The sequence below is a fragment of the Pricia mediterranea genome, from assembly GCF_032248455.1.
GTDB lineage: Bacteria > Bacteroidota > Bacteroidia > Flavobacteriales > Flavobacteriaceae > Pricia > Pricia mediterranea.
In genome coordinates this window covers 751019-773389 of sequence record NZ_JAVTTP010000001.1, presented here as the reverse complement: position 1 = coordinate 773389, position 22371 = coordinate 751019, and the positions used below count along the sequence as shown (strand labels likewise).

Sequence of the window (22371 nt, the reverse complement as noted above, 5' to 3'; positions counted from 1 at the left end):
TGCTATTTGGTTTTGTTTTGTAAGATTTTCTCACCTTTAATCTATCAGCTCTTCCAATGCTCTGAAGATCTTTCTCCTTACATCATTATCCCCTGGGCTGTTGAGAAAAAGATATAGTTCACTCTGGGGCGAATTGTATACGCTGAATAATTCAAATCCTCGCATAGAACCATCTACATCAGCAGAAGGTTCTTTAAAATATTTGACGTGCGCATCATCAAAAACTTTACCACTTCGAACTAGCGAATAGAACTTTAATAAATCGTCTAAAGTAGAATACATACCACCACTTCCTTTTACAAGCCATGATGTTGGCCCCCAGTTAGGTGGAATATTAGGTAATCCTACAAGTTGTGGTCCTCCGCCTACTGCAAATTCTTTAATCTCAAAATCCTTTGCATCCCCGTACTCTCCGGTTCTGGTCATTCCAGCAGGACTAAAGAAATTCTCTTTCAGGTAGTCCATATAAGTCTTGCCGGTTGTGAGCTCTACAATGGCGGCAAGTAGACCAAAGGCACCGTGTGAATGTGAATTCCCTTGACCTGGCTCAAATAATAGATCTTGATTCATCATACGAAGGATAGCTTCGTTACGACTAATCCATTGCAGGTCGGCATCCCAATCTCCTACCATATCGAAAAAGTCGGGTAATCCCGACTCGCCCGACATTAAATGTTTAATTGTAATGCCCTTTTTATCGGCTGGTACGTCAACCAGATGTTCTTCTATAGAATCATCCAATGAAAGTATGTCTTGTTGATCGAGCAATAAAATGGCCGCAGTCGTAAAGTCAATTGGTCTTGAACCAATAGCGAATATGGTTTCGGTAGTATTTGCTACTCCTAAGTTTTCATTAGACATGCCAAACGGTTCTTCTATAACAACTTTCCCGTTTGATTTAAGGTATAATAACCCGGCCATATCCTGATCTTTCATGAATTGGATAGCAGCATTAAGGTCATTAATTTCAAATTTCAATTTTTGTTCCGGAGGAAGGATGAACAGATCCGTTATCTTATTACTTTCGTTGCTATATTCTATTCTGAGACGCTTTTCCACATCCTCCGAACCAAATGTTAGGATTGCACCAGCCTCGTCAAGGTCAAGTCCTATATCGTCTCGTATGCCCCTTAATTCTTTTCTGATATTCTCAATTTTTTCAATAAATGTTTGGGGATCTTCTACTTTGATAATGTAGGTCTCTACAAATTGTACTATACTGGCATCATCAGTTTGATCTAGCATTTGTTCAATGGCTACAGACGTAGATTCGATATCACTACCGTCTTGTGCGGCCAAAGGTCTGGTAAATAAGGCAGTTATATAGATAATCACATATAGTATGTTCTTCATTGTGCTAAAATTAAAATTTATTCTATGTTAGCAAACGCCGAAGTGTAGCCTTCCCTTTTTTGTAGCCAAAAACATCAACAAAAATATCTCGTAAAAATCCGTCTTGGTATTCTTCTTCTTTTAGAGCTTTATCTGTTCTATTTTGGCAGGACTGTAGTTTTTTCGGAAAGTTTGATACGCTGTTTCTACTTTTTCTTGGTCAAGTTTTTCAAGGTAATCTTTGACAACTGATTTTTGAAATATTGACATTTATTTTTGGTTTTTGTTTTTCAATTTACAGTTATTCTTGAGCGTTGGCAAAAAACAGCTCTTTTATTTTTTTTGGCGATGGCTTTTGCGGTTGGAAAAAAATAAATGTGCTGTTGGTGCGGTTGGCTTTTCAGCACGATTTTCAATGTTTGCAAAATGTTTGTTCAGCATTATGTAAAATGGTTTGGCTAAACGGCGTAGCGGCGCATAGCCGCTATGAACGTTTTAGCCTGTGTGTGCGCCCAGCATGGGCATCTTTACCATATCTAAGGTGTGGCATTAATCTAGAGGGTGCAAGTCCCTTGTGGGCAGGGGTGACGCCTTGAACCATTAGTAAGCTGCAAGGTCGCTGACTGCGAGGATAGGACCGGAGGAAGCAGGACTACAAAACCTGGTACTGACGAACAGGAACCGTATACGAGGCTACAAGGTTGGATGAGCAAGCACATCATTGTGAAGTCCTGAACATTTCTCTCGAAATGGATACCGAAGCAGTAGATCCGGCAGGAATCAGGGGAAGGAAGATGCCCTTACCCGGGGAGGTCTCCACAGCCACGGGATGGCCAGGTGGAGAAATCAGCCGACGTCGTATTAGCCGGCCACCTGATAGGTCGGTGAAGGACAGAACGATAATGGTCTTTAATAAACAAGGGAGCGGTTTTACGCTACGGATAGCATTCCAGTAAAATAGCAGCCTTTGATCAAGCGGGACAGCGAATCGATCGTAATAATCTATGATTGAACGATTAACAAACAAAATGAACCTAAACGCCGCCTATCTGCAGGTGTACCGCAATAAAGGAGCGGCAGGAATTGACGACGTTCAAATACAGGAACTGAAATCCATACTGCAAGCGCACGGTGAGCGATACGTCCAACAGATAGAACGGGAGCAATATCAGGTGTCCCCGATATTGGGCGTGGAAATACCAAAAAGCAACGGGAAGAAGCGACTGCTCGGTATTCCCACTGTTGTGGACAGGGTATTTCAACAAGCACTGCAACAAGCTTTGCACCCTGTATTCGAGCCAAGCTCCCGACAGTACAGTTATGGGGCCGGACCGAAGCGCAACGCCCATCAGGCCGTAGCACGAAGCCTTGAGAACATCAACTCCGGATACCAGCACATAGTGGACATTGATTTAAAGAGCTTCTTCGATGAAGTGGAGCACTATGTCCTTCTGGAGCTGATCTATAAAAAGATGAAATGCAAGCCGACGATGAAGCTGTTGCGTTCATTTCTTAGGGCGTCAGTACTAATTAACGGTAAATTGCACAAACGCAGAAAAGGAGTTCCGCAAGGCCCTCCCTTAAGTCCGTTGCTTTCCAATATCCTGCCGGGCGAGCTGGATAAAGAACTGGAAAAGCGGGGACATCGTTACGTGAGATATGCCGATGATTTTAGTGTCTACGTCAAAAGCAGGAGAGCTGCAAAACGGGTAGGCAACAGTATCTACAAGTTTCTGCGGGACAAACTCCAGCTTCCCATAAACAGGGAGAAAAGTGGCATACGTAAACCTTTGGACCTCCAAGTACCGGGGTTCGGTTTCGTGCCGACCTACAAGAAAGGGGAAAAAGGGAAATATCAATTAGTGACGGGAGTATCAAAGTGGAAGGAATTTAAGGCTAAACTTAAATATCCGACCAAAAAGACGATTCCCGTTAATTTTGGAGAACGTGTCCAACGAATCGACCTGTTGCTGCGGGGCTGGATAAATTACTTCAAACCTGCCTCCGTTCAAGGAAAGCTTAAAAAAGCAGGAAGAATGGCTAAGAAACCGGTTACGGTATTGTATCTGGCACCATTGGAAGAAACCTGAACGGAAACGGAAAAACCTTGTTCGGTTGGGTATAGGTCCAGATCAAGCCTATGCTTGGAGCCGTACCGGAATGGGGGGTCGGGCGGTTGCTCAAAGTCCGATCCTGAAATCTACCATTACCCTCAAAAGGCTAAAACAAAGAGGTTACAAAGCCATGTTGGAACTTTATATGGAACTAAACCCATCAGTTTACGAACCGCCGTATGCGAGACCCGTACGTACGGTGGTGTGAGAGGCGCACTCTCTTCATTTATGGGGAGAGCCGTCTACTCGATTAGCCACTGGCTTTTCTTCCCTTCAAGTACGTCTCCGGTGTCATGACCGCCAGTTCACTTTTTTTAAAGTCCTTTATGTTTCTCGTCAGGATGGTCTTTATTTTTTCCATCTCGACCGCTGAGAAGTTTTGGAGGGCATCCTCAAAATCCTTGAAATCCGAATTCAAGGCCTTTATGACGACCTTCCTGTCCATTTTCACTATGTCGATTATGTTGAGGAGCTGGAGGAGTTTGTTTATTACCTTTTCGTGCCTTGAGTCCCGGCGCAGCAGGTAGTAGGCGTTCGCTATGATTACGGGGGTCGTAAAACCTTCTATCTTTTTTTTCTCGCACAGGTCCAGTACTTGGGCCGTATGGTCCGAAAAAGGCTTTCTGTCAAAGAAAAAGTCGAGCAGGACGTCGGTATCCAACAGTACTTTTTCCATTACAGGTATTTCTTTTCCAAGCGGTCCCTTAACTGTTTTTTGTAATCGAAGTCCTTGGGCGGTCTGAAGGAGCCTTTCAGCGATTCTACCGCAGGGCTCAGTTTATTTTCGGTGTCCGGCCTTTTATCCGTGAGGGTTTTCAGATAATTCTCGATAATATCGGATAGGCTGCGGTTTTTGTCCTTTGCATATTGTTTTGCCCTTTCGATGATCTCTCGTTCTATGGTCAATGTAAGTTTTGTGTTCATCTTCTGCCACATTTATGCCAAGATACGACAAAATTACCAATAACACGTGTAGTCTAAATTAAAATAATACGTGTTAAGCTTGTGGCTAACGTCAAGGCTATGGCAAGTAGGGCAGGGGACACGCCGTGACTTTTCCCCCAAGCCCTAGCCAAAGCTTTTGCATTTTGTGACTATCTTTTTTTTCTAAGTTGCCAAATTCAAAAGGTTTGGCGGTGTTCGTGAACAAGTCCAGGTCAATGGGCATAGGACTTGCCGCCCTATTTGCCATAGGTAGTGTTGTAGCGAGTGCTTTCCGCAAACTTATGCCGTCTGCAATAGATTTATTTCCGAAAGTTCCTGTCCGATCCGGTGAATTCCGCTTAGTATTTTCTCGGTCTGTTTGGCCGAAGGTTTTTTATGTCCCTGTACGTATTGGGACAACAACGTAGCGTTCATTCCGATTTTCTCCGCGAGAAACTTGGCATTGATCACTTTATAAAATTTGAAGAACTGTTTGAAGTCGATTTCAAACCTGATGTCCTTGTGGTCCAGCTTTATCGCCTCTTCCTCGAAATAAAATTCCGTCGCTTCGTAGGTATTGTTGATCAGTTCAGGAATGGACTGTCCGGTCGTAAATATTGGATAGTCCTCCGAGAATGCCGAAAATCCGGTGTCCGTTTTCTCGACTGTCATCGTTATTTTCTTCTTCTTGGCCATAGCTCTATTTTTTGATTCCTGCGTCCTTGAGTATTTTCTTTTCCAGTCCCTTACCCATTTCTTGGCTACCGTGGTTAGGAAATATGATAGTTCCTTTTTTGGTCTCGTGCCGCATTTTTACGTGGGAACCTTTCTGTGAGACCGCGTACCAACCATCCTTCGTCAAGATTCGGTACAGTTTGGAACATTTCATTTAATACTACTTTGCTTTTAAAATACAAAAGTAAACTATAATTTACTTTTCTGCAAATGGGAATTTAATGCTGTGATAAGTTTTCTAGCATTCGCTACAACGGCAGTCTGTCTCAAAACCACCTCTGATTTCGAATGATTGGAAATCCCTAGTTTTGAATACTACGAAGACGGGGTAGCTTTCAAGTCCACGAAAAGGTCGATGGCACGGACGGCGTTGTCCGTTCCGATCATATCGTCGAGACAGGTGGTGTAGAGGGTCAGCTGGGTACGGGACTGTTTTTGAAGATATTCCATACTTCAAGTTCGGGAATATCCCGGTCGGTCCGGGGCAGACCGTGCGAAGTTGTCAACAAAGTTTTGAGACAGTCTGACGCCCGAGCTATGTGCAGTGCAGTGTCGAGCGCACTTGGCCTTCGGACTGGAATTTAGCGAAATCTTTTTGTTCTGCTTTATTTTTTCGACCAAAGCAAAACCCAAAAGATTTTGCGGTGCTTGAAAACACGCCCATATCTTTCAGACAGGCATTTAAGCCCGCATTGCCCATAGGTTCTGTTGGCAAAAGTATTTTTTTAGGGAACTGCCTGCATACCGCCACCCCGTTAGGGGAAAGTACGCGCACCGTTTGCGTTCCGCTCCGTACCGATAGAAAAGTTTTGCCATAACGCTTGCGTTCCGCTTGGAAATCCATCTACGCACCGACGCTCAGGTCCATCCGCGTCAAGATCGGCAATCCGGAATATGGTATTCGGCACTAAGGTTCAAAGTAGATTTTTTAGATCCTGTCTTCCCACAATTGCCATTATTTCCACAATGCTATCGTTGATTTTAAAATAAATACTGTCCGAACCACATACACAGCGTCGGTACCCTTCTTTTAAATATTCGGCCGATTCGAATGAATAAGGTCTCAGGGCAATAATATCAAAATATTCGAAAAACGTATCAAAATATTTGTCGGCCTGTGCCGTTCCAAACTTTTTGACCCCGTAACGATGAATACGGATCAAGTCGTCTTTGGCTTCGTTACTCAGTCTATATTCATTCATTGAGTGCAGACTTGGACTGTGCTAAAATCTGCTCTTTGCTATCATTTGTAAATCCGCTGTTTTCGGCTTTCTCCAATTTAGCTTTGATCCAGTCGATCTGGACTTGCTGGTTTCTTGCTTGTCTGATCAGATCGTTTACAAGCTCACTTTTACTTGAATATTCCTGATTGTTGACCTGTGTCTTTAACCATTCGTCGTTTGGTTGTGTGAAAGAGATGCTCTGTCTTGCCATAAGTTTTGTATCAATGATGTGAATTTACACCAAATTAGCATCACCAGCAAGTTTTTTTATATTTTTGCCAACGTCTCGGCTATGCGCAGTGCGGGGCTGCACGAAACTGCTTTTCCCCCACGCGATAGCTAAAATCTTTTTGTTTTGGTTTTATCTTGGGACATTCAGAAGTTAAATAACCTATTGATTATCAGCGTAATAATCCGTATCTTAGAGTAAACAAAACCCCGAGAATGAGTCGTTAGCTCGAAAAACGGGGTTTTTATCTAAGATGTTATGTCCAAGATACGAAGAATCCGCGATTTCCAGCACACTTTTTCATTTTCCTCCCAACAGGAACAGTTGGGAGTTTTCTTTGACCGTTTTTTGGAATCCGATCTGGGCAAGATCTACCGGGCGGTGCCCTGGGACGACATGGTGGCGGCCCTCGGTGTGAAGGAGGCGAAAAAAGGCCCGAAGGCGATCTTCTCCCCCCGGGGCAAGGTCGCCCTGATGTTCCTCAAGCACTATGCGGATTGCTCCGACAGAAAACTTGTCGAAGGGCTCAACGGCAACCTGGACTGGCAGTTCTTCTGCGGCATCTATATCGGTGCCGATCGTCTGGAAAACTTCAAGATCGTGAGCGAGATACGGTCGGAACTGGGGGGAAAGCTCGACATCGACGCCCTGCAGAAGGCCCTCTACGGACACTGGTCCCCGCACATGGGGGACAAGGGCTCCGTCACGATGGACGCCACCTGCTACGAGAGCAACATGCGGTACCCTACAAATGTAAAACTGCTCTGGGAATGTACCGACTGGCTGCACCGGCTGCTCAAAAAGGTATGCGGGGAAAAAAAGGTCGCCATGCCGCGCAGCAAGTACCTGAAATGGAAAAAGCGGTACGTGTCCTACAGCAAGATGAAGAGGAAGACCAAGAAGAAGCGGGATGCGCTGACCAGGGCCCTGCTCCTGCTGACCGAAAAGTTCTCGGCGGAACTGGACCGTATGGAAGGGGAGCACGGCCTGGCGTTCACCGTGGACCAGTACGTGCGCAGGGCCGCGGCCAGGAAGGTACGGGAACAACAGTACGCCCTGTTCCACCACGGCGTGCGGCCCGAGGGCCGCATCGTCAGCCTTGACAGGCCCTATGTCAGGCCGATCGTCAGGGGCAAGGAGAAAAAGCCGGTGGAGTTCGGTGCCAAGGTGCACAAGTTCCAGGTGGGCGGCATCGGCTTTATCGAGCACCTATCCTTCGACGCCTTCCACGAGGGGATACGCTTCCGCAAGACCGTCCTGGACGCGCAGGGCCTGACCCGTACCAAGGTCAAGATCGTAGGGGCCGATGCCATCTACGCGACCAACAAAAATCGGAAGTTCGCCACCGGGAACGGTATCCGTACCGACTTCAAGCGCAAGGGAAGGGCCGGCAAACACGAGGGGCACCGTAAGAAACTGGCGGCGGCCATCACCAAGGAAAGGGCCGCCCGCCTGGAGGGCAGCTTCGGCAACGACAAGGAACACTACGGCCTCAAAAGAATAAGGGCCCGCACCAAGGCTACGGAGATCCTCTGGATATTTTTCGGCATCCACACCGCCAACGCCCTTGAGATCGGCAGGCGCATGGCCTCGGCCCGCCTGGCAAAAGCAGCCTGAGCCTCCAGCAGCCAGGAGGCCCGAGGGAGACCTATGTCCCGACGGGACCGGAAGGGCCCGAAATCCGTCCTCCCGAACCGAAAAGACCTCAAAGGCGACACCGGAAATCGAAAATGCCGCCCGACCTCTACGGTCGAACGGCACCGACTTTAAATTTTACCGAAAAAAGGGCTTACTCCTGAATATCCCTATCTTGTCTCGCTTAAAGGCAAAATCCAAAAGATTTTGCGGCGCCGATCGGAACGCCCAGACCAATGGATTCGGCACTTACGCCCGCATTGAGTATAGCCATTGTTATACAACGGCTTTTCCCGTTGGTCAGGCCAAATTGACATTTTGATTCATCAATTCCACATTGAAATTGATTTTTGCGTTTAAGGCTCTAAATACCTTGAGGATTGTTTCAAACCTGGCATCGGTCAGATTATTCTCGATTTTTGATATCTGTGCTTTTTTGACCCCTACAAGTTCTCCAAGTTGTGATTGTGTCAAATTCCGTTCCTTTCGGGCTTGTCTGATTGCATCTCCGATCAGGTCCAATCGTAGTTCGTTTTCATAGGCATCACGTTCGGAGGTTCCTTTCTTACCGATGTATTTGTCCTTGACTTCGTCGAAGGTGTATGTTTTCATTTTGACTTGTTTTTATCGTTAAAATATTCTTTCATTATTTCGGCAGCTTTGTCAATTTCCTTCTTTGGTGTTTTTTGCGTTTTCTTGACAATCCCGTGCGTTGCCACTACTACTGTTGCTTTCTTACCGGACTTGTTCCAAAAAGCGAAAAGCCGGTATTGTTTTTTATTGAAAAGGGTACGGAATTCCCAAATGTCGGAAGTCAATTTCTTAAAAAGTGAACTGTCGTTTTTGACTTTTGCTTTATCTATGTTGAAAAGTATTTTGGTTCTTGCTTTTTCATCGAGACCGTCAAGGAAGTCCATTACCTCTTTAAGGAACTCGACCTTAAATTTTTCTCTCATCAATTGGGTTGTTTCGGTAAAGATAAGAAGTTTCCTTTATAGTAAACTAATTTGATGTCAAAATGTTGTTCTTAGCTGTTGTATAACGCCTGGTGTATAGGTAGTGGCCCCTTTTCATAAAGGTGCTCAGGGCCATTGCCTATAATACCTGTTGGCAACGGTTTTTATTTTAATCTTTGGGCTTTCGCCAAAATTAAGGATAAAAGTGACCGGGACCGTTTCGGATTCCGAACATATCGGGTCCATACTTCAACGTGCCGGCCCAAGGCCATGTTTTTTGTAAATGGCAAGGAACGTGGCCGCAGGGACCGACCCGCACGTTTTTTTTTGCCATAAATGCCGGTAAACTTGACTTTGTCCAAAATTTCACCGTCCTTTACCAAGTAGTCCATAACGTGACAACGTTTTGATAGCGAGCTCTCAACGCTGTAAGCCGGACTACTTGCACAGAACCCTCCAATGTCGGGCCCTGTACGGGCAACAAAAAAACGTATCCCTCCCTTTTCCCGCACACCTCGTTGAAGTGTGTCCCTACGGAATTTGAAATTGTTGCCAACGCTTGAGCTATAAGTAGTGCGGAGCAAATATGCGTTTACTTCGTCGACACGCACCTAGCAAAATCTTTTTGTTTTGTTCTATTTTTTTTGGCGAGAGCAAAATCCAAAAGATTTTGCGGCACCCGTAAATATACGCAGACTTCTCGGACCGTGCCCAAGCCCCGCATTACTTATAGGTTCTGTTGTAAGCAGTTTTCACTCCATCGTCTCCTGTCCAATTAACTTATGTATCGTACCGAGAATTGATTTTTGGTTCAATTTGTAATTGTCATTAGGTGTATTTTCATCAATCATCTCCGTTCCCAAGTAAAAGTGATTTATAGATTTTTCGATTTTTTCGGTACCTTTATGAAAAATGAATTTTGATTCGCAAAAGTGGTCAATGTCCAACTCCACAATTTCCTGCTCGCCTTTAGGATTTTTCTTCGACTTATGGATTACCGGTAAAAGCTTTGCGTTTTTAATTTCATGCAGCTTTTCATTAGACATCATTAAAAAGTCAGACCTCTCCATTTCTATGGTTTTGAAAACGGAGCAATCAGAAAATTTACGCTTGAAATATTTTCCATTTTTAATCCAAAGCAGGTAAAAAGGTCTTTGGGAAACGCAGTCCTCGGGGTTCTCAATATTGATAAACTCCATTCCAATACAATCTGAACTAAATTCCACGACAAATTCGGCTTGGGATTCCAAAAGGCTCTTTTTTAAATCCCAATATTCAGTATTGAAGTCCTGTCCGTAAGTGTCAAATACGAAGGCAAAAAGGACCAAAATAAGAATTTTATTTATTTTCAAAATGCTGATTTAAATTGCTTACAACGCCCGGGCTATGATACGTTGCGGAAAACGTCCGCAGGACTTTTCCGCCAAGCCCCAAGTCAGTGGATGGGCGGGGATTTCCCAGCGGGAAATCCAAAGCAATGGATCATAGGCTTTGTTAGCCCGCGTGTCGCCGCCCCGGCCCTGCGGCAGGCCCGGGCCTCCGCTGTACGCCCGGACACCTTTTCCGGGACCGGCCGATGCAGGTCCGCCCGGCCCGACGTCTCGGATAGGCCTTTATGCGTCAAGCCCGCATCTGCCAAAATAAAAATGGACCGAGGCTGGTCCGTCCACCCGTTCCCCTTGCGATACGGTTGCGTACCCCGGCCGGTCTTGGAAAAGGAGGGAAGGCACCCTGCGCCGCTCGATTTTTCAACGTGCCCTTTTAGCTGCCTTGCGCCCCGATGTCCATTTTTGGCGATATGCGGGCTAACGCCCGAGCTATGCGCAGTGCGGGGCCGGCACGCACCTGACTTTCCGCCACGCTATTGCAAAAATCTTTTTGTTTCGGTTTTAACTTGTCCCGCGTAAAAGCAAAATCCAAAAGATTTTGCGGTACTCGAAAACATGCACAGGCCCTTCAGCTGGGCACCTGAGCCCGCATTGCGTATAGGTTCTGTTGTAACACGTACTTTTTTACACCTCGATCGAGATCTTCACCTTTCCGCCCAGTCCTTTCTCGACGATATCGTACAATGTTTTTAAGGTCAGATTGCTCCCGTTGTTCTCGACCCGCGAGATGTAGGTCCGTTTTTTGTCCACCAGTTCCCCCAGTTGCTCCTGAGTTAGGTTCTTTTCTTCGCGTGCCTTGCGTAGAAGCAGTCCGATCTTGAAGGACTCGAAATCCCTTTCCAGTCCGTCCCTGCGTTCCGTTCCCTTTTTTCCGTAAACGGTGTCCTTGATGTCCTTCCAGCTTTTGGTGTCCATCTTATTTTTTTTTGTCTTCATAGTATGAGTTCATTAGTCCGACCGCCTTGTCGATTTCTTTTTTCGGTGTTTTCTGCGTTTTCTTGGTAAACCCGTTCAAAAGGATTACCAGTTTGCCCTTGTCGAAAAAGCAGAACACCCGCCAAATGTTGGAGCCCAATTTGATTCGCGCCTCGTAAAGTCCTTTGGTCCCAACAAGCGCTTTTAGATAGGTCGAGGGAACTCTTTCGTAAGTTTCTATTATTTCGATGACCTTGAATATTTTGTCCTGGACCTTCTTCGGTTGCTTGAGCAAGAATTCCTCGAAATAATTTTTGTATTGGATTACCTCCCTGACTTTTTCCATTGCTCAAATGTAACTTAAAAGTTACTATTTACAAAATATTTATCGATGAATGGAGGTTGGAGGTTGAACTTGAGTAGTATGTGTTACAACGGTGAGTATATGAAAAGTAGGCGATTTCGAAGCACCAAACTTTTTGGATAAGCACAAAGCTTGATACGAGCCACAACTCTTGATTTTACTCCTGTTTCGCCTATTTTTTATATACATTGTGTGTGCCCAGTATGGGCATCTTTACCTTATAGCAATATAAGGATTTATTTAGAGGGTGTAAGTCCCTTATGCGCTGGAGTAACGTCTGGAAGCATTAGTAAGTCGCAAGGGTGGTAACCGTGAGGTTACATCTGAAGAAAGCGAGACTACAAAACTCGGTACTGACGAACAGGAATCGTATACGGAGGCATAGTTACTTGGGTAAGCAAGCACATCATTGTAACGCCCAACGATTACCAAAAGGGTAGCTATGTAGATACGACAGGCATTGAGTGAAAGAAGATGTTCTTACCTGGGGAGGTCTCCAAAACTACGTGTAGTTATATGGAGAAGTCAGCAGAAGTCATAGTACTTGCAGGAAACGAGCTAGGGCAGAACCCTAGAGGTCTCACAAGTAAGGAAGGACAGAACGTCAGATCACGTCTAGATTCGTGTAGGAATCCGTTAATCGGATAGCCTATACTTAGAAGGACAAGAACAGTAAATTAAATGATAGCAAAAGTAGTAGCCGCTAGAAACCTGAGCGACGCCTGTAAAAAGGTAGTCCGCAACAAAGGTTCGGCAGGAGTAGATGGTATGGCCACACAAGAGTTGAAGGCATTTATGGATGCCCACCGCTCAAATGTGGTAAACCAACTTATTTCCAAAAGCTATATACCACAGGCTATCAAAGGGGTGGAGATACCCAAGCCGAACGGCAAGACCAGATTACTGGGAGTGCCCACGGTAGTGGATAGATGGCTTCAACAAGCGGTAAGCCAACAATTGGTGATTCATTTCGAACTTGATTTCGAGATGGAGAGTTACGGTTTCCGCCCAAGGAAGAACCTTCAACAGGCAGTATTGAAAAGTCAAGGGTACATCAATGATGGCTACCAAGACATAGTAGATATAGACCTAAAGAGTTTCTTCGATGAAGTACAACACTATAAACTACTTCAGCTTATTTATAACAAGGTTAAATGTCCGACCACCTTATGGCTGATCCGTAAATGGTTACGCGCGCCCATTTTAAAGAATGGACGATTGCATAAGCGCAGAAAAGGATTGCCACAAGGCAGCCCATTAAGTCCATTAATGTCCAATATCATGTTGGACCAATTGGACAAACATTTAAGAACAAGAGGGTTCAGGTTTATCCGCTATGCCGATGATTTCAGTATTTATACAAAATCAAAAGCAGCTGCACGAGCGATAGGGAACGAGGTTTTTCTTTTCCTGAAAGAGAAACTGGATCTGCCTGTCAACCGAGCAAAGAGCGGTATCCGCAGACCCTCTACATTCAAGGTGTTGGGTTATAGGTTTACGCCAGTATATAAGAAAGGCGTAAAGGGTCATTATCAGTTAGTAGTAAGCGGACAGGCTTGGCAAACACTTAAACGCAAGCTCAGGTATCTTACCAAGAAAACGCTGCCATGGTCATTAGCGGAAAGGTTACAACGGCTAAAACTCATCTATAAAGGGTGGTTGAACAATTTCCGATTAGGGAATATACATACCAAACTTAAAAAGCTGGATGAATGGTTACGTAACCGACTACGATACTGCATATGGCACGATTGGAAGAAACCAGAGCGCAAACGAAAGAATCTCATAGGTCTAGGTATAAAACAGGGACAAGCATATGCTTGGAGCAGGACAAGAATGGGAGGATGGGCAGTAGCTCAAAGTCCTATACTTAGAACTACTATTACTGAAAAACGCCTAGGCAAAAGAGGTTATCAAAGTATGCTAGCGTACTACCTTAGTGTAAAGTTCTGATATAACGAACCGCCGTGTACGAGACCCGTACGCACGGTGGTGTGAGAGGCGCAGTCCGTTCCTAACTAGGGGCGGACCCGTCTACTCGATTAGCAAAAGTGCTTTCTACCGCTTGACCCAATTTTCAATTTTGATTTTGGAAATCCTTTCGAAGTCCTTCAAATTTTCCGTAACCATAATCAGTCCGTTCGCAATAGAAGTTGAACCGATCAAAATATCGAAATCACTTATCATTGTGCCTTTTTTCCGCAATCGGGCCTTTTCTTGTGCATAAATGTTTATGGCATTGAAGATCGGAAGTATTTTGACCTGTTCCGCAAATTTGTCGATAAGCTTGAAATTTTTTTTGGGGTCGGAACTGTTTTCCGCTCCATAGGCAAGTTCGGCAAGAGTTATTTCGGATATGGCGCAGTTCCTTAAATCCACCTCCTGTATTTTATCTGCAAGTTTGAACTGTCCTCTAAAGTAATGGACGCAGATATTAGTGTCCAACAGATATTTCATTTCAGGATTTCGGTATTATCTTTTTCGACACGCGAAGTCCTTATGTCCGCAATTATTTCGTCGGAAGTCCTGTTGTCAACCCAAGCTCCGAAGATTGATTTTGGGTCAAATTCCTTATTAGGTTTTGTTTCTATCGAGTTGGTCAATTTGGCTATAAGGCTCTTTTTCGCTTTGTTGTCCAAATTTTTCAAATATCCGAAATACTTGTCCAAGATTTTATTTGATATGGTCAGACTTCCCATTGTTTCTTTTTAAGGCAAGTTACTTATTTTATCTCAAATGCTCCTTGCAGGCGCATTTTTGCTAACGTTTGGGCTATGGCAAGTAGGGCGGTCGGCACGTACTGGCCTTTCCGCTTAGCGATTAGCCGAAGCTTTTGCATTTTGTGACTATCTTTTTTTCTGAGTTACCAAATCAAAAGATTTGGCGGTGCCAGCAAACACGCCCAGGCCAATGGGCATAGGGCTTATTGCCCTATTTGCTATAGCCACTGTTGACAACTGGCTTTCCCACAGTCTTCTAGTATTCCTGAATTAGTACCTCTGTTGGTATCTTTAAATCGGCACTCAGTTTTCTGATCATGTCCAAGGTCAGTTTTCGCTTATTGTTCATTATTTCGCTTACACGACTTTTGAATCCGACCATTTCGACCAGATCTTTTTGTTTCATTCCCATTTGTTCCATTCGGAACTTGATTGCGGAGATTGGGTCGGGCATTCCGATCGGGAAATTCTCGTTTTCATAGTTGTCAACGACTATGGCCAAGATTTCCAGTTCGTCTCCTTCGCGCGTTCCTCTTTTCGCGTCAAAAATCACCTCGAGCCTTTCAAGTGCTTTTTGGTAGTCCGCTTCGTTTCTGATAGGTTTAATATTCATCTCAAATTTCGTTTGCGTTAATTTTATCGTATTCGGCGTGGGTTCCGATAAACCGTATCCATGACAGTTGGTATTCGAAGTTGAATTTCACGATCAACCTATAATCGTTTCCCTTAATGTTGAAAACAATTCGGTTGTCCTTTAAAATACTGGCACTCGGATATTCCGCTTTTAGTTCGTTGATGGATTTCCAATTGGACTTTTCCGTTTCCCGATACCAGGATTTTAACTGCAGTTCGCAATCTCCGTGCCTCTCCCAAAATTCCCTTAAAGTCCGTTTCGCAAAAATCCTCACCTTTTTTCGTTTGGTACAAATATAATCAAAAAGTTACCACTAGGGTAACTTTGTGGGATTTTTCAGCTTGTTGTCAACGGTAAAGCTATGATTGGTTGCGTGGGTGAAATCCGCCAGGATTTCCCCCGGCGCACTGAAGATAGTAAATGCGCGTGGATTTTCCATCGGAAAATCCCGAGCAATCGATCATAGGTCATGTTAGCGTTCGTGTTGCCGCCCGGACCCTGCGATAGGCCCCGGCGTTCGCTGCACTCCCGGACACCTTTTCCGAGGCCGGCCGATGCAGGTCCGCCCGGCCCGACGTCTCGGATCGGCCTATATGCGGCAAGCCCGCACCTGCCAAAAATAAAAATGGACCGAAGCCGGTCCGTCCACCCGTTCCCCTTGGGATACGGTTACGTACCCCGGCCGGCCTTGGAAAAGGAGGGACCGAACCCGGCGCCGCTCATTTTTTTCTTTCGTATTCCCTTGCGCTAATATCCTCGTTCCTGGCAATATGAACGCTAACGGTTAGTATATGAAAAGTAGGCGATTCCGAAGCACCAAACTTTCGGTTAAGCACAAAGTTTGATAGAAGCCACAAGCCTTGATTTTACTGATGTTTCGCCTATTTTTTATATACATTGTGTGTGCCCAGTATGGGCATCTTTACCTTATAGCAATATAAGGATTTATTTAGAGGGTGTAAGTCCCTTATGCGCTGGAGTAACGTCTGGAAGCATTAGTAAGTCGCAAGGGTGGTAACCGTGAGGTTACATCTGAAGAAAGCGAGACTACAAAACTCGGTACTGACGAACAGGAATCGTATACGGAGGCATAGTTACTTGGGTAAGCAAGCACATCATTGTAACGCCCAACGATTACCAAAAGGGTAGCTATGTAGATACGACAGGCATTGAGTGAAAGAAGATGTTCTTACCTGGGGAGGTCTCCAAAACTACGTGTAGTTATATGGAGAAGTCAGCAGAAGTCATAGTACTTGCAGGAAACGAGCTAGGGCAGAACCCTAGAGGTCTCACAAGTAAGGAAGGACAGAACGTCAGATCACGTCTAGATTCGTGTAGGAATCCGTTAATCGGATAGCCTATACTTAGAAGGACAAGAACAGTAAATTAAATGATAGCAAAAGTAGTAGCCGCTAGAAACCTGAGCGACGCCTGTAAAAAGGTAGTCCGCAACAAAGGTTCGGCAGGAGTAGATGGTATGGCCACACAAGAGTTGAAGGCATTTATGGATGCCCACCGCTCAAATGTGGTAAACCAACTTATTTCCAAAAGCTATATACCACAGGCTATCAAAGGGGTGGAGATACCCAAGCCGAACGGCAAGACCAGATTACTGGGAGTGCCCACGGTAGTGGATAGATGGCTTCAACAAGCGGTAAGCCAACAATTGGTGATTCATTTCGAACTTGATTTCGAGATGGAGAGTTACGGTTTCCGCCCAAGGAAGAACCTTCAACAGGCAGTATTGAAAAGTCAAGGGTACATCAATGATGGCTACCAAGACATAGTAGATATAGACCTAAAGAGTTTCTTCGATGAAGTACAACACTATAAACTACTTCAGCTTATTTATAACAAGGTTAAATGTCCGACCACCTTATGGCTGATCCGTAAATGGTTACGCGCGCCCATTTTAAAGAATGGACGATTGCATAAGCGCAGAAAAGGATTGCCACAAGGCAGCCCATTAAGTCCATTAATGTCCAATATCATGTTGGACCAATTGGACAAACATTTAAGAACAAGAGGGTTCAGGTTTATCCGCTATGCCGATGATTTCAGTATTTATACAAAATCAAAGTATCCAGCCCACTAACTACATCTTGTAACTTAGTATGATTTTCAGTACGGATTTGTTGTGAGGTCGATCAGCCCTGTTGTTCTTGCCGTAATTTCTTGTAATTCTGGGGGTACAGGTTGCGGATGTCCCTATGGTTGATGGACATTATGTTCTCCAGGGTGTACTTGAGCCATTCATATGGGTTTACCCCGTGTTTTTTGCAGATCGCAAAGAAGGAATACATAATTGCACCACGTTGGGCTGCATCATCAGAACCTGCGAACAGGTAGTTTTTACGCCCCAGTGCCAATTTTCTAATGGCATTTTCTATTAAATTGTTATCGATTTCCAGAATGCCGTCATAGAGATAGGCGCTGAGCCGGTCCCATCGATCCATGGAATACCGGAAGGCTTTCCCGATAGGACTCTTGGGAAGGATCGACCGGTGCTCCATCTGCCGGGACATCCATTTCCCGAATTCATTGATTACGGGCAGCGCTTTTTCCAGGCGCAGGGTTTTACGCTGCTCCGGGGTCAACTTCTGTTCCCTTGCACGGGCTTCCACGGCATAGAGTTTTTGGATAAAGGTCAAAGCTTGTTCGGCGCGCTCTTTATCGTTGTCCAGGGCCCTATCGAATTCCCTTCGGGCATGCGCCCAGCAGTTCAGGTGGGTAACCCCCTCACGTTTGCCTATTCTGTCATATGCCGCATACCCGTCACTTTGGAGGTAGCCTTTAAAATCGGCCAGCACATAATCGGCAGCCCCACGGCTACGCCCACGCTGGTAATCGAAGAGTACGGTCCCATCGATAGGGTTATGGTACACCCAATAGTACCCCTGATGGGTGGTGCCTTTTTTGTTCCTGTCGATTACTTTTATCGGGGACTCGTCCGCTTGGAGATACCCCTTTGACCTGGTATCCTCCAAAAGGTGTTGGTACAGAATATCCAGTATTTTAAGGCTCTGCCTGGTCCAGCCTTCCAGGGTGGAGGATGCAATGGGGATATCCGCTCTTTCAAAGCGTTGCAGTTGCCGGTAGAGCGGAAGGTGGTCCTCATACTTATCGACCAGAACGGAGGCCAGGAGCCCGGCCCCGGGAATGCCTTTTTCGATCACCCGCCCGGGCAGTTCCCCTATGATTACCCCTTCTTTACTTTTAGGGGCATACTTATAGCGGATGTAGCGTTTGATATAGTATCTGGCAGGCTCGTATTCCAGCTCATCGGTGACTTCTTTGCCGATACAGACCATATCGGTAATATCTTCGCTCGGATAGATCTCGATCTCTTCTACGGGAAGATGCCCGGGAAGGGCTACCCGTCCTTTATGGGTGGAAGTTCTTTTGCGGCGCTCGTAGGTAAGTTTTTCCTTTAATACCTCTTCTTGTTCTTCCGCCTTTTGCGGCTCCATCTCAAAGGGAAGGCCCAACTGGTTTTTATCACCTTCGAAGCGTTCCCTTTTTTGGCCAAGGGCCAGGCGTTTGTAATAGGCGAGCTGGAACCTGAGATCGGTATTTTCTTTTTCTGCTTTCGCCCTTCTTCCGGTCTCCTTGTCAAGGAGTGCCAAAATCTCTTCTCTAGTAAGGTTTTCCAAGGCTTCTTGCATAGCTTAAAGATACGAAAACCGCTCTTTTAAACCTACTGTAAACCCCTGTTTTTACTAGTCTTTTGCTTCTTTTTTCACCGTGGGTACCTCAGTTTTTGATGGGCCTTTTTTACCTGCAGCCCTTCTACCATAAGCACCAGTTCCGACCAGGTCATACCGGGATTGTTGCCTTTAAGGACAGGAGGGGTAAAACTGCCCTGTTCCAGGCGTTTATAGTACAATACGAATCCACCGGCCTCCCAGTGCAATAATTTAAGATGGGTACGGTTACGGTTTAAAAAAATGAACACATCGCCACTGGTAGGTTCCCTGCCCAGCTCATTGTTGACAAGCCCGCTTAGGCCATTGAACGATTTTCGCATATCACAGGGCCTGGGATAAAAGTGGTACGTATGGAACGAACTTAAGGCAAACATCAGTAAAGCCTGAGGAGTTTGCCGATCAAAGTGAACTGTGAGGCCCCCAGCCGTAGCCGGATCCCATTTGGATATATAAGTTCCAGATTTCCATCCATCAAAGGGTTTGGGCCTATAGTTACAAACCCTGTGCTACTGCCGGTATCTATCCGGGCCTTCTTTTTCTTCCAGTAATAAAAGGTGGAGGGTACAAGGCCCTTGGCCCTACAGAAATCCTTCCCGCTAAGGACGCCGTTCTCAAATTCATCGATCAGGGCGAACATTTCCTGTTCCTTGCTCATTTTATCTATTTTTGGGCAAAGCTAAAGTCAGGAGCGTGATCTAGCAATATGTACTTGGTGGGGTGGATACAAATCAAAAGCAGCTGCACGAGCGATAGGGAACGAGGTTTTTCTTTTCCTGAAAGAGAAACTGGATCTGCCTGTCAACCGAGCAAAGAGCGGTATCCGCAGACCCTCTACATTCAAGGTGTTGGGTTATAGGTTTACGCCAGTATATAAGAAAGGCGTAAAGGGTCATTATCAGTTAGTAGTAAGCGGACAGGCTTGGCAAACACTTAAACGCAAGCTCAGGTATCTTACCAAGAAAACGCTGCCATGGTCATTAGCGGAAAGGTTACAACGGCTAAAACTCATCTATAAAGGGTGGTTGAACAATTTCCGATTAGGGAATATACATACCAAACTTAAAAAGCTGGATGAATGGTTACGTAACCGACTACGATACTGCATATGGCACGATTGGAAGAAACCAGAGCGCAAACGAAAGAATCTCATAGGTCTAGGTATAAAACAGGGACAAGCATATGCTTGGAGCAGGACAAGAATGGGAGGATGGGCAGTAGCTCAAAGTCCTATACTTAGAACTACTATTACTGAAAAACGCCTAGGCAAAAGAGGTTATCAAAGTATGCTAGCGTACTACCTTAGTGTAAAGTTCTGATATAACGAACCGCCGTGTACGAGACCCGTACGCACGGTGGTGTGAGAGGCGCAGTCCGTTCCTAACTAGGGGCGGACCCGTCTACTCGATTGGGCTTAGTTTTTTTATATCTCATTTAATTTTTCTTCTAGTTTGGAGAGTATAGGGTGTAAGGAATTTAGATAAGTCAACATAGTAGATGGGGCGTTGTAGGTAGGCATTACTCCGGCTATTGTTGTGTGAGCTGCTGAATTTCTGAGTGAGTACAGTGAGCCAAGTTGTGATACAAGAATAGGAAAAGTGCCTTGAGTTTTAAGTTCATTTTCAATTGTCTCGACCCTTGTCAATCCAATTATTTTGATTAACATAGGTCGAAATTGAGACTTGTAGTCAAATCCAAAAGTTTTGCCAACTATGGTCTTCTCAAGAAATTCTAAGTTTTTTTCCTCTGCAAGTTTGCTTTGACCATAGTTTAAGGCGATTTCATCTTGAACTGCTTCCAACCATCCACACAATTCTAATAAAGCGAGTTTGGAATAATATGGCTTTTGATTTGTGTCTTCACAATTGTCATATAACAATTGAAGCTCTTGAATTAGCGACTCAATGGCATCTTTTGATTGCATAAGAACTTATTTAATTGCTAAATACTTCTTTAGATGCGGTAAGTCTATCTTTAACCTTTTCTCTTGCCGATAACCCTTCTTTAAGACTTTCAACGCTATATTCATCTAAATCTTTAAAAGATTGATAAAGTTCTTGAAGCTCATCATTAGTTTTATTCTTAAGGTTTTCTAAGTTCTGAGATACACCATAAAGTAGGCCCTCTAAATAAGTTTTACCCAAGGATGAAACAGCAGATTCATTGAATATTTTTGAAACAATAAGTTCAACTGTGTCATTGTAAAACTCTTCTTTCGTTGCTATTTCGGACTCATCCAATGCTCTATTGTCAAACATATAATCATTAAGAAATTTGGAAAGTCTGCCATTGTATTCATTAAGCTTTTCGGAAAAGGCAAAAAACCTTAAAATCATTTCTTCATTTGCGAAACGTTTCTTTTTGCCAAAAAGCTTTTGTGTGTTCTTCTTCCTTGAAAGCTGCTTCAGAAGGGTGTTGAAGTTTCCATTATAAATACAATTTCTAATTTCTTGATTATTTAGCTTTAATCCACCGGAATTAAGCCTATGAAAAATAGTGAATAGATATTCGTTGTGTGTTGGTTTAGAGTAGTCACACCTGATAACTGTTATTGGAATAGAGACATTTTGAACTCTGTCATAAAGTTCACGATGTTTGGTTTTTATAGTATGTACAGTTTTTCCTGCCAAATTTTCGTCTATGTCATCAAGAGCAGATAATTTCCATTCATCTTCAGATAGAAAGTTTATTATAGTAGTCATACGTTGAAGACCATCAATTATTAACCGCTTATCAGTTTTGTAGTCTAAGCTTATGCACATACTCGGTATGGGTAGCTGTTTGGTTAGACTATCAATAAACCTAGTTTGGTCAGGATTTGACCACACAACATCTCTTTGGAAATCAGGTTGAATTTCTAGTTGATTAGAAGTATACAACCTAAGAAGGTCAGCGCAGGAACGTAGTTCGTTGAATGCAACAATGTCAGATGGCGGAAGCTCATTATATTCGTCTTCATACATCTGGTTTTCTTCTAATTCTTTGAGTTTTTTATCAGTCATCTTGTTTTATTTCAAATTAAGCCCAACGCCTGGTGTATAGGTAGTGGCCCCTTTTCATAAAGGTGCTCAGGGCCATTGCCTATAATACCTGTTGGCAACGGTTTTTATTTTAATCTTTGGGCTTTCGCCAAAATTAAGGATAAAAGTGACCGGGACCGTTTCGGATTCCGAACATATCGGGTCCATACTTCAACGTGCCGGCCCAAGGCCATGTTTTTTGTAAATGGCAAGGAACGTGGCCGCAGGGACCGACCCGCACGTTTTTTTTTGCCATAAATGCCGGTAAACTTGACTTTGTCCAAAATTTCACCGTCCTTTACCAAGTAGTCCATAACGTGACAACGTTTTGATAGCGAGCTCTCAACGCTGTAAGCCGGACTACTTGCACAGAACCCTCCAATGTCGGGCCCTGTACGGGCAACAAAAAAACGTATCCCTCCCTTTTCCCGCACACCTCGTTGAAGTGTGTCCCTACGGAATTTGAAATTGTTGCCAA

28 protein-coding genes and 1 pseudogene are annotated in these 22371 nt (G+C 44.6%); 7 read left to right on the top strand and 22 right to left on the bottom strand.

The annotated features are described in order from the left end of the window. Positions 1-36 precede the first annotated feature (36 nt). Positions 37-1353, bottom strand: coding sequence for a serine hydrolase domain-containing protein (locus tag RQM65_RS03330; protein WP_314012720.1), 1317 nt, complete (start codon positions 1351-1353; stop codon positions 37-39). Positions 1354-2081: 728 nt separating this feature from the next. Here RQM65_RS03330 and RQM65_RS03325 point away from each other — a divergent pair. Both RQM65_RS03325 and ltrA (RQM65_RS03320) read left to right on the top strand, forming a co-directional pair. Beyond that, the gene (locus RQM65_RS03325; RefSeq protein WP_314012718.1) at positions 2082-2288 is read left to right on the top strand and encodes a hypothetical protein; all 207 of its coding nucleotides are present in this window, start codon (positions 2082-2084) and stop codon (positions 2286-2288) included. Between the two features lie 72 nt (positions 2289-2360). Further along, a complete protein-coding gene (ltrA, locus tag RQM65_RS03320) occupies positions 2361-3422 on the top strand; it encodes a group II intron reverse transcriptase/maturase (RefSeq protein ID WP_314012716.1) in 1062 nt (353 codons plus the stop codon). Between the two features lie 274 nt (positions 3423-3696). Here the strand turns inward: ltrA (RQM65_RS03320) and RQM65_RS03315 are convergent, their stop codons facing one another. The 8 genes from RQM65_RS03315 to RQM65_RS03280 all read right to left on the bottom strand — a co-directional run bounded on the left by RQM65_RS03315 (position 3697) and on the right by RQM65_RS03280 (position 6539). Then, the gene (locus RQM65_RS03315) at positions 3697-4122 is read right to left on the bottom strand and encodes a type II toxin-antitoxin system VapC family toxin (protein WP_314012715.1); all 426 of its coding nucleotides are present in this window, start codon (positions 4120-4122) and stop codon (positions 3697-3699) included. Further along, positions 4122-4370, bottom strand: a complete 249-nt coding sequence (locus RQM65_RS03310) for a DUF6364 family protein (RefSeq protein WP_314012714.1) — start codon at positions 4368-4370, stop codon at positions 4122-4124. The genes RQM65_RS03315 and RQM65_RS03310 overlap by 1 nt, the downstream gene beginning before the upstream one ends. 300 nt (positions 4371-4670) lie before the next feature. Next, the gene (locus tag RQM65_RS03305; RefSeq protein WP_314012713.1) at positions 4671-5066 is read right to left on the bottom strand and encodes an XRE family transcriptional regulator; all 396 of its coding nucleotides are present in this window, start codon (positions 5064-5066) and stop codon (positions 4671-4673) included. Between the two features lie 4 nt (positions 5067-5070). After that, positions 5071-5259: a type II toxin-antitoxin system HicA family toxin gene (locus tag RQM65_RS03300; protein ID WP_314012712.1), complete on the bottom strand. Its 189-nt coding sequence runs from the start codon at positions 5257-5259 to the stop codon at positions 5071-5073. A gap of 161 nt (positions 5260-5420) precedes the next feature. Beyond that, positions 5421-5555 carry a hypothetical protein gene (locus tag RQM65_RS03295; RefSeq protein WP_314016855.1) on the bottom strand — a complete coding sequence of 45 codons (135 nt, stop codon included), beginning with the start codon at positions 5553-5555 and terminating at the stop codon, positions 5421-5423. An 85-nt stretch (positions 5556-5640) separates the two neighbouring features. After that, on the bottom strand, positions 5641-5949 hold the full coding sequence (locus RQM65_RS03290) for a hypothetical protein (protein WP_314012711.1): 309 nt from the start codon (positions 5947-5949) through the stop codon (positions 5641-5643). Between the two features lie 70 nt (positions 5950-6019). Beyond that, positions 6020-6307, bottom strand: a complete 288-nt coding sequence (locus RQM65_RS03285) for a type II toxin-antitoxin system RelE/ParE family toxin (protein WP_314012710.1) — start codon at positions 6305-6307, stop codon at positions 6020-6022. After that, positions 6300-6539, bottom strand: a complete 240-nt coding sequence (locus RQM65_RS03280) for a ribbon-helix-helix domain-containing protein (RefSeq protein WP_314012709.1) — start codon at positions 6537-6539, stop codon at positions 6300-6302. Before RQM65_RS03280 ends, RQM65_RS03285 begins: the two co-directional genes overlap by 8 nt. Before the next feature lie 276 nt (positions 6540-6815). On the opposite strand from RQM65_RS03280, the pseudogene RQM65_RS18900 reads away from it, so the two are divergent. Together RQM65_RS18900 and RQM65_RS03270 are read left to right on the top strand one after the other, a co-directional pair. After that, positions 6816-7115, top strand: a pseudogene (locus tag RQM65_RS18900) (transposase); the annotation flags it as partial. 150 nt (positions 7116-7265) lie between these two features. Next, positions 7266-8174 carry a transposase gene (locus tag RQM65_RS03270; RefSeq protein WP_314012501.1) on the top strand — a complete coding sequence of 303 codons (909 nt, stop codon included), beginning with the start codon at positions 7266-7268 and terminating at the stop codon, positions 8172-8174. Positions 8175-8492: 318 nt separating this feature from the next. Here the strand turns inward: RQM65_RS03270 and RQM65_RS03265 are convergent, their stop codons facing one another. From RQM65_RS03265 to RQM65_RS03245, 5 genes are all read right to left on the bottom strand, one after another. Continuing rightward, positions 8493-8804: a helix-turn-helix domain-containing protein gene (locus RQM65_RS03265; RefSeq protein ID WP_314012708.1), complete on the bottom strand. Its 312-nt coding sequence runs from the start codon at positions 8802-8804 to the stop codon at positions 8493-8495. Further along, positions 8801-9148 carry a type II toxin-antitoxin system RelE/ParE family toxin gene (locus tag RQM65_RS03260; RefSeq protein ID WP_314012707.1) on the bottom strand — a complete coding sequence of 116 codons (348 nt, stop codon included), beginning with the start codon at positions 9146-9148 and terminating at the stop codon, positions 8801-8803. Before RQM65_RS03260 ends, RQM65_RS03265 begins: the two co-directional genes overlap by 4 nt. Positions 9149-9900: 752 nt before the next feature. Further along, the gene (locus RQM65_RS03255) at positions 9901-10398 is read right to left on the bottom strand and encodes a hypothetical protein (protein ID WP_314012679.1); all 498 of its coding nucleotides are present in this window, start codon (positions 10396-10398) and stop codon (positions 9901-9903) included. A 762-nt stretch (positions 10399-11160) separates the two neighbouring features. Then, the gene (locus RQM65_RS03250) at positions 11161-11451 is read right to left on the bottom strand and encodes a helix-turn-helix domain-containing protein (RefSeq protein ID WP_314016775.1); all 291 of its coding nucleotides are present in this window, start codon (positions 11449-11451) and stop codon (positions 11161-11163) included. A gap of 1 nt (position 11452) precedes the next feature. After that, on the bottom strand, positions 11453-11797 hold the full coding sequence (locus RQM65_RS03245; protein WP_314012706.1) for a type II toxin-antitoxin system RelE/ParE family toxin: 345 nt from the start codon (positions 11795-11797) through the stop codon (positions 11453-11455). Positions 11798-12496: 699 nt separating this feature from the next. On the opposite strand from RQM65_RS03245, the gene ltrA (RQM65_RS03240) reads away from it, so the two are divergent. Further along, entirely contained in the window at positions 12497-13768 is a 1272-nt protein-coding gene (ltrA, locus tag RQM65_RS03240; protein ID WP_314012705.1) for a group II intron reverse transcriptase/maturase, read from the top strand. Positions 13769-13873: 105 nt separating this feature from the next. Here ltrA (RQM65_RS03240) and RQM65_RS03235 read toward each other — a convergent pair whose 3' ends face one another. From RQM65_RS03235 to RQM65_RS03225, 3 genes are all read right to left on the bottom strand, one after another. After that, on the bottom strand, positions 13874-14272 hold the full coding sequence (locus tag RQM65_RS03235; protein WP_314012704.1) for a type II toxin-antitoxin system VapC family toxin: 399 nt from the start codon (positions 14270-14272) through the stop codon (positions 13874-13876). Positions 14273-14791: 519 nt separating this feature from the next. Further along, positions 14792-15148 carry a helix-turn-helix domain-containing protein gene (locus RQM65_RS03230; RefSeq protein ID WP_314012703.1) on the bottom strand — a complete coding sequence of 119 codons (357 nt, stop codon included), beginning with the start codon at positions 15146-15148 and terminating at the stop codon, positions 14792-14794. A gap of 1 nt (position 15149) precedes the next feature. Next, on the bottom strand, positions 15150-15443 hold the full coding sequence (locus tag RQM65_RS03225; protein ID WP_314012702.1) for a type II toxin-antitoxin system HigB family toxin: 294 nt from the start codon (positions 15441-15443) through the stop codon (positions 15150-15152). A gap of 1116 nt (positions 15444-16559) precedes the next feature. Here RQM65_RS03225 and RQM65_RS03220 point away from each other — a divergent pair. After that, positions 16560-17264: a reverse transcriptase domain-containing protein gene (locus RQM65_RS03220; RefSeq protein WP_314012701.1), complete on the top strand. Its 705-nt coding sequence runs from the start codon at positions 16560-16562 to the stop codon at positions 17262-17264. A 52-nt stretch (positions 17265-17316) separates the two neighbouring features. Here the strand turns inward: RQM65_RS03220 and tnpC are convergent, their stop codons facing one another. From tnpC to tnpA, 3 genes are all read right to left on the bottom strand, one after another. Then, on the bottom strand, positions 17317-18834 hold the full coding sequence (tnpC, locus tag RQM65_RS03215; protein ID WP_314012700.1) for an IS66 family transposase: 1518 nt from the start codon (positions 18832-18834) through the stop codon (positions 17317-17319). Between the two features lie 74 nt (positions 18835-18908). Continuing rightward, positions 18909-19250, bottom strand: a complete 342-nt coding sequence (gene tnpB / locus RQM65_RS03210; RefSeq protein ID WP_314012699.1) for an IS66 family insertion sequence element accessory protein TnpB — start codon at positions 19248-19250, stop codon at positions 18909-18911. Next, positions 19250-19531, bottom strand: a complete 282-nt coding sequence (tnpA, locus tag RQM65_RS03205; RefSeq protein WP_314012698.1) for an IS66 family insertion sequence element accessory protein TnpA — start codon at positions 19529-19531, stop codon at positions 19250-19252. The genes tnpB and tnpA overlap by 1 nt, the downstream gene beginning before the upstream one ends. Before the next feature lie 187 nt (positions 19532-19718). On the opposite strand from tnpA, the gene RQM65_RS03200 reads away from it, so the two are divergent. Continuing rightward, positions 19719-20192 (top strand): group II intron maturase-specific domain-containing protein, encoded by a 474-nt coding sequence (locus RQM65_RS03200; RefSeq protein ID WP_432279835.1) that lies wholly within the window; start codon positions 19719-19721, stop codon positions 20190-20192. 104 nt (positions 20193-20296) lie between these two features. Here the strand turns inward: RQM65_RS03200 and RQM65_RS03195 are convergent, their stop codons facing one another. Beyond that, entirely contained in the window at positions 20297-20797 is a 501-nt protein-coding gene (locus RQM65_RS03195; protein WP_314012697.1) for a hypothetical protein, read from the bottom strand. A 10-nt stretch (positions 20798-20807) separates the two neighbouring features. Next, positions 20808-21875, bottom strand: a complete 1068-nt coding sequence (locus tag RQM65_RS03190; RefSeq protein ID WP_314012696.1) for a GmrSD restriction endonuclease domain-containing protein — start codon at positions 21873-21875, stop codon at positions 20808-20810. Positions 21876-22371: the final 496 nt, after the last annotated feature.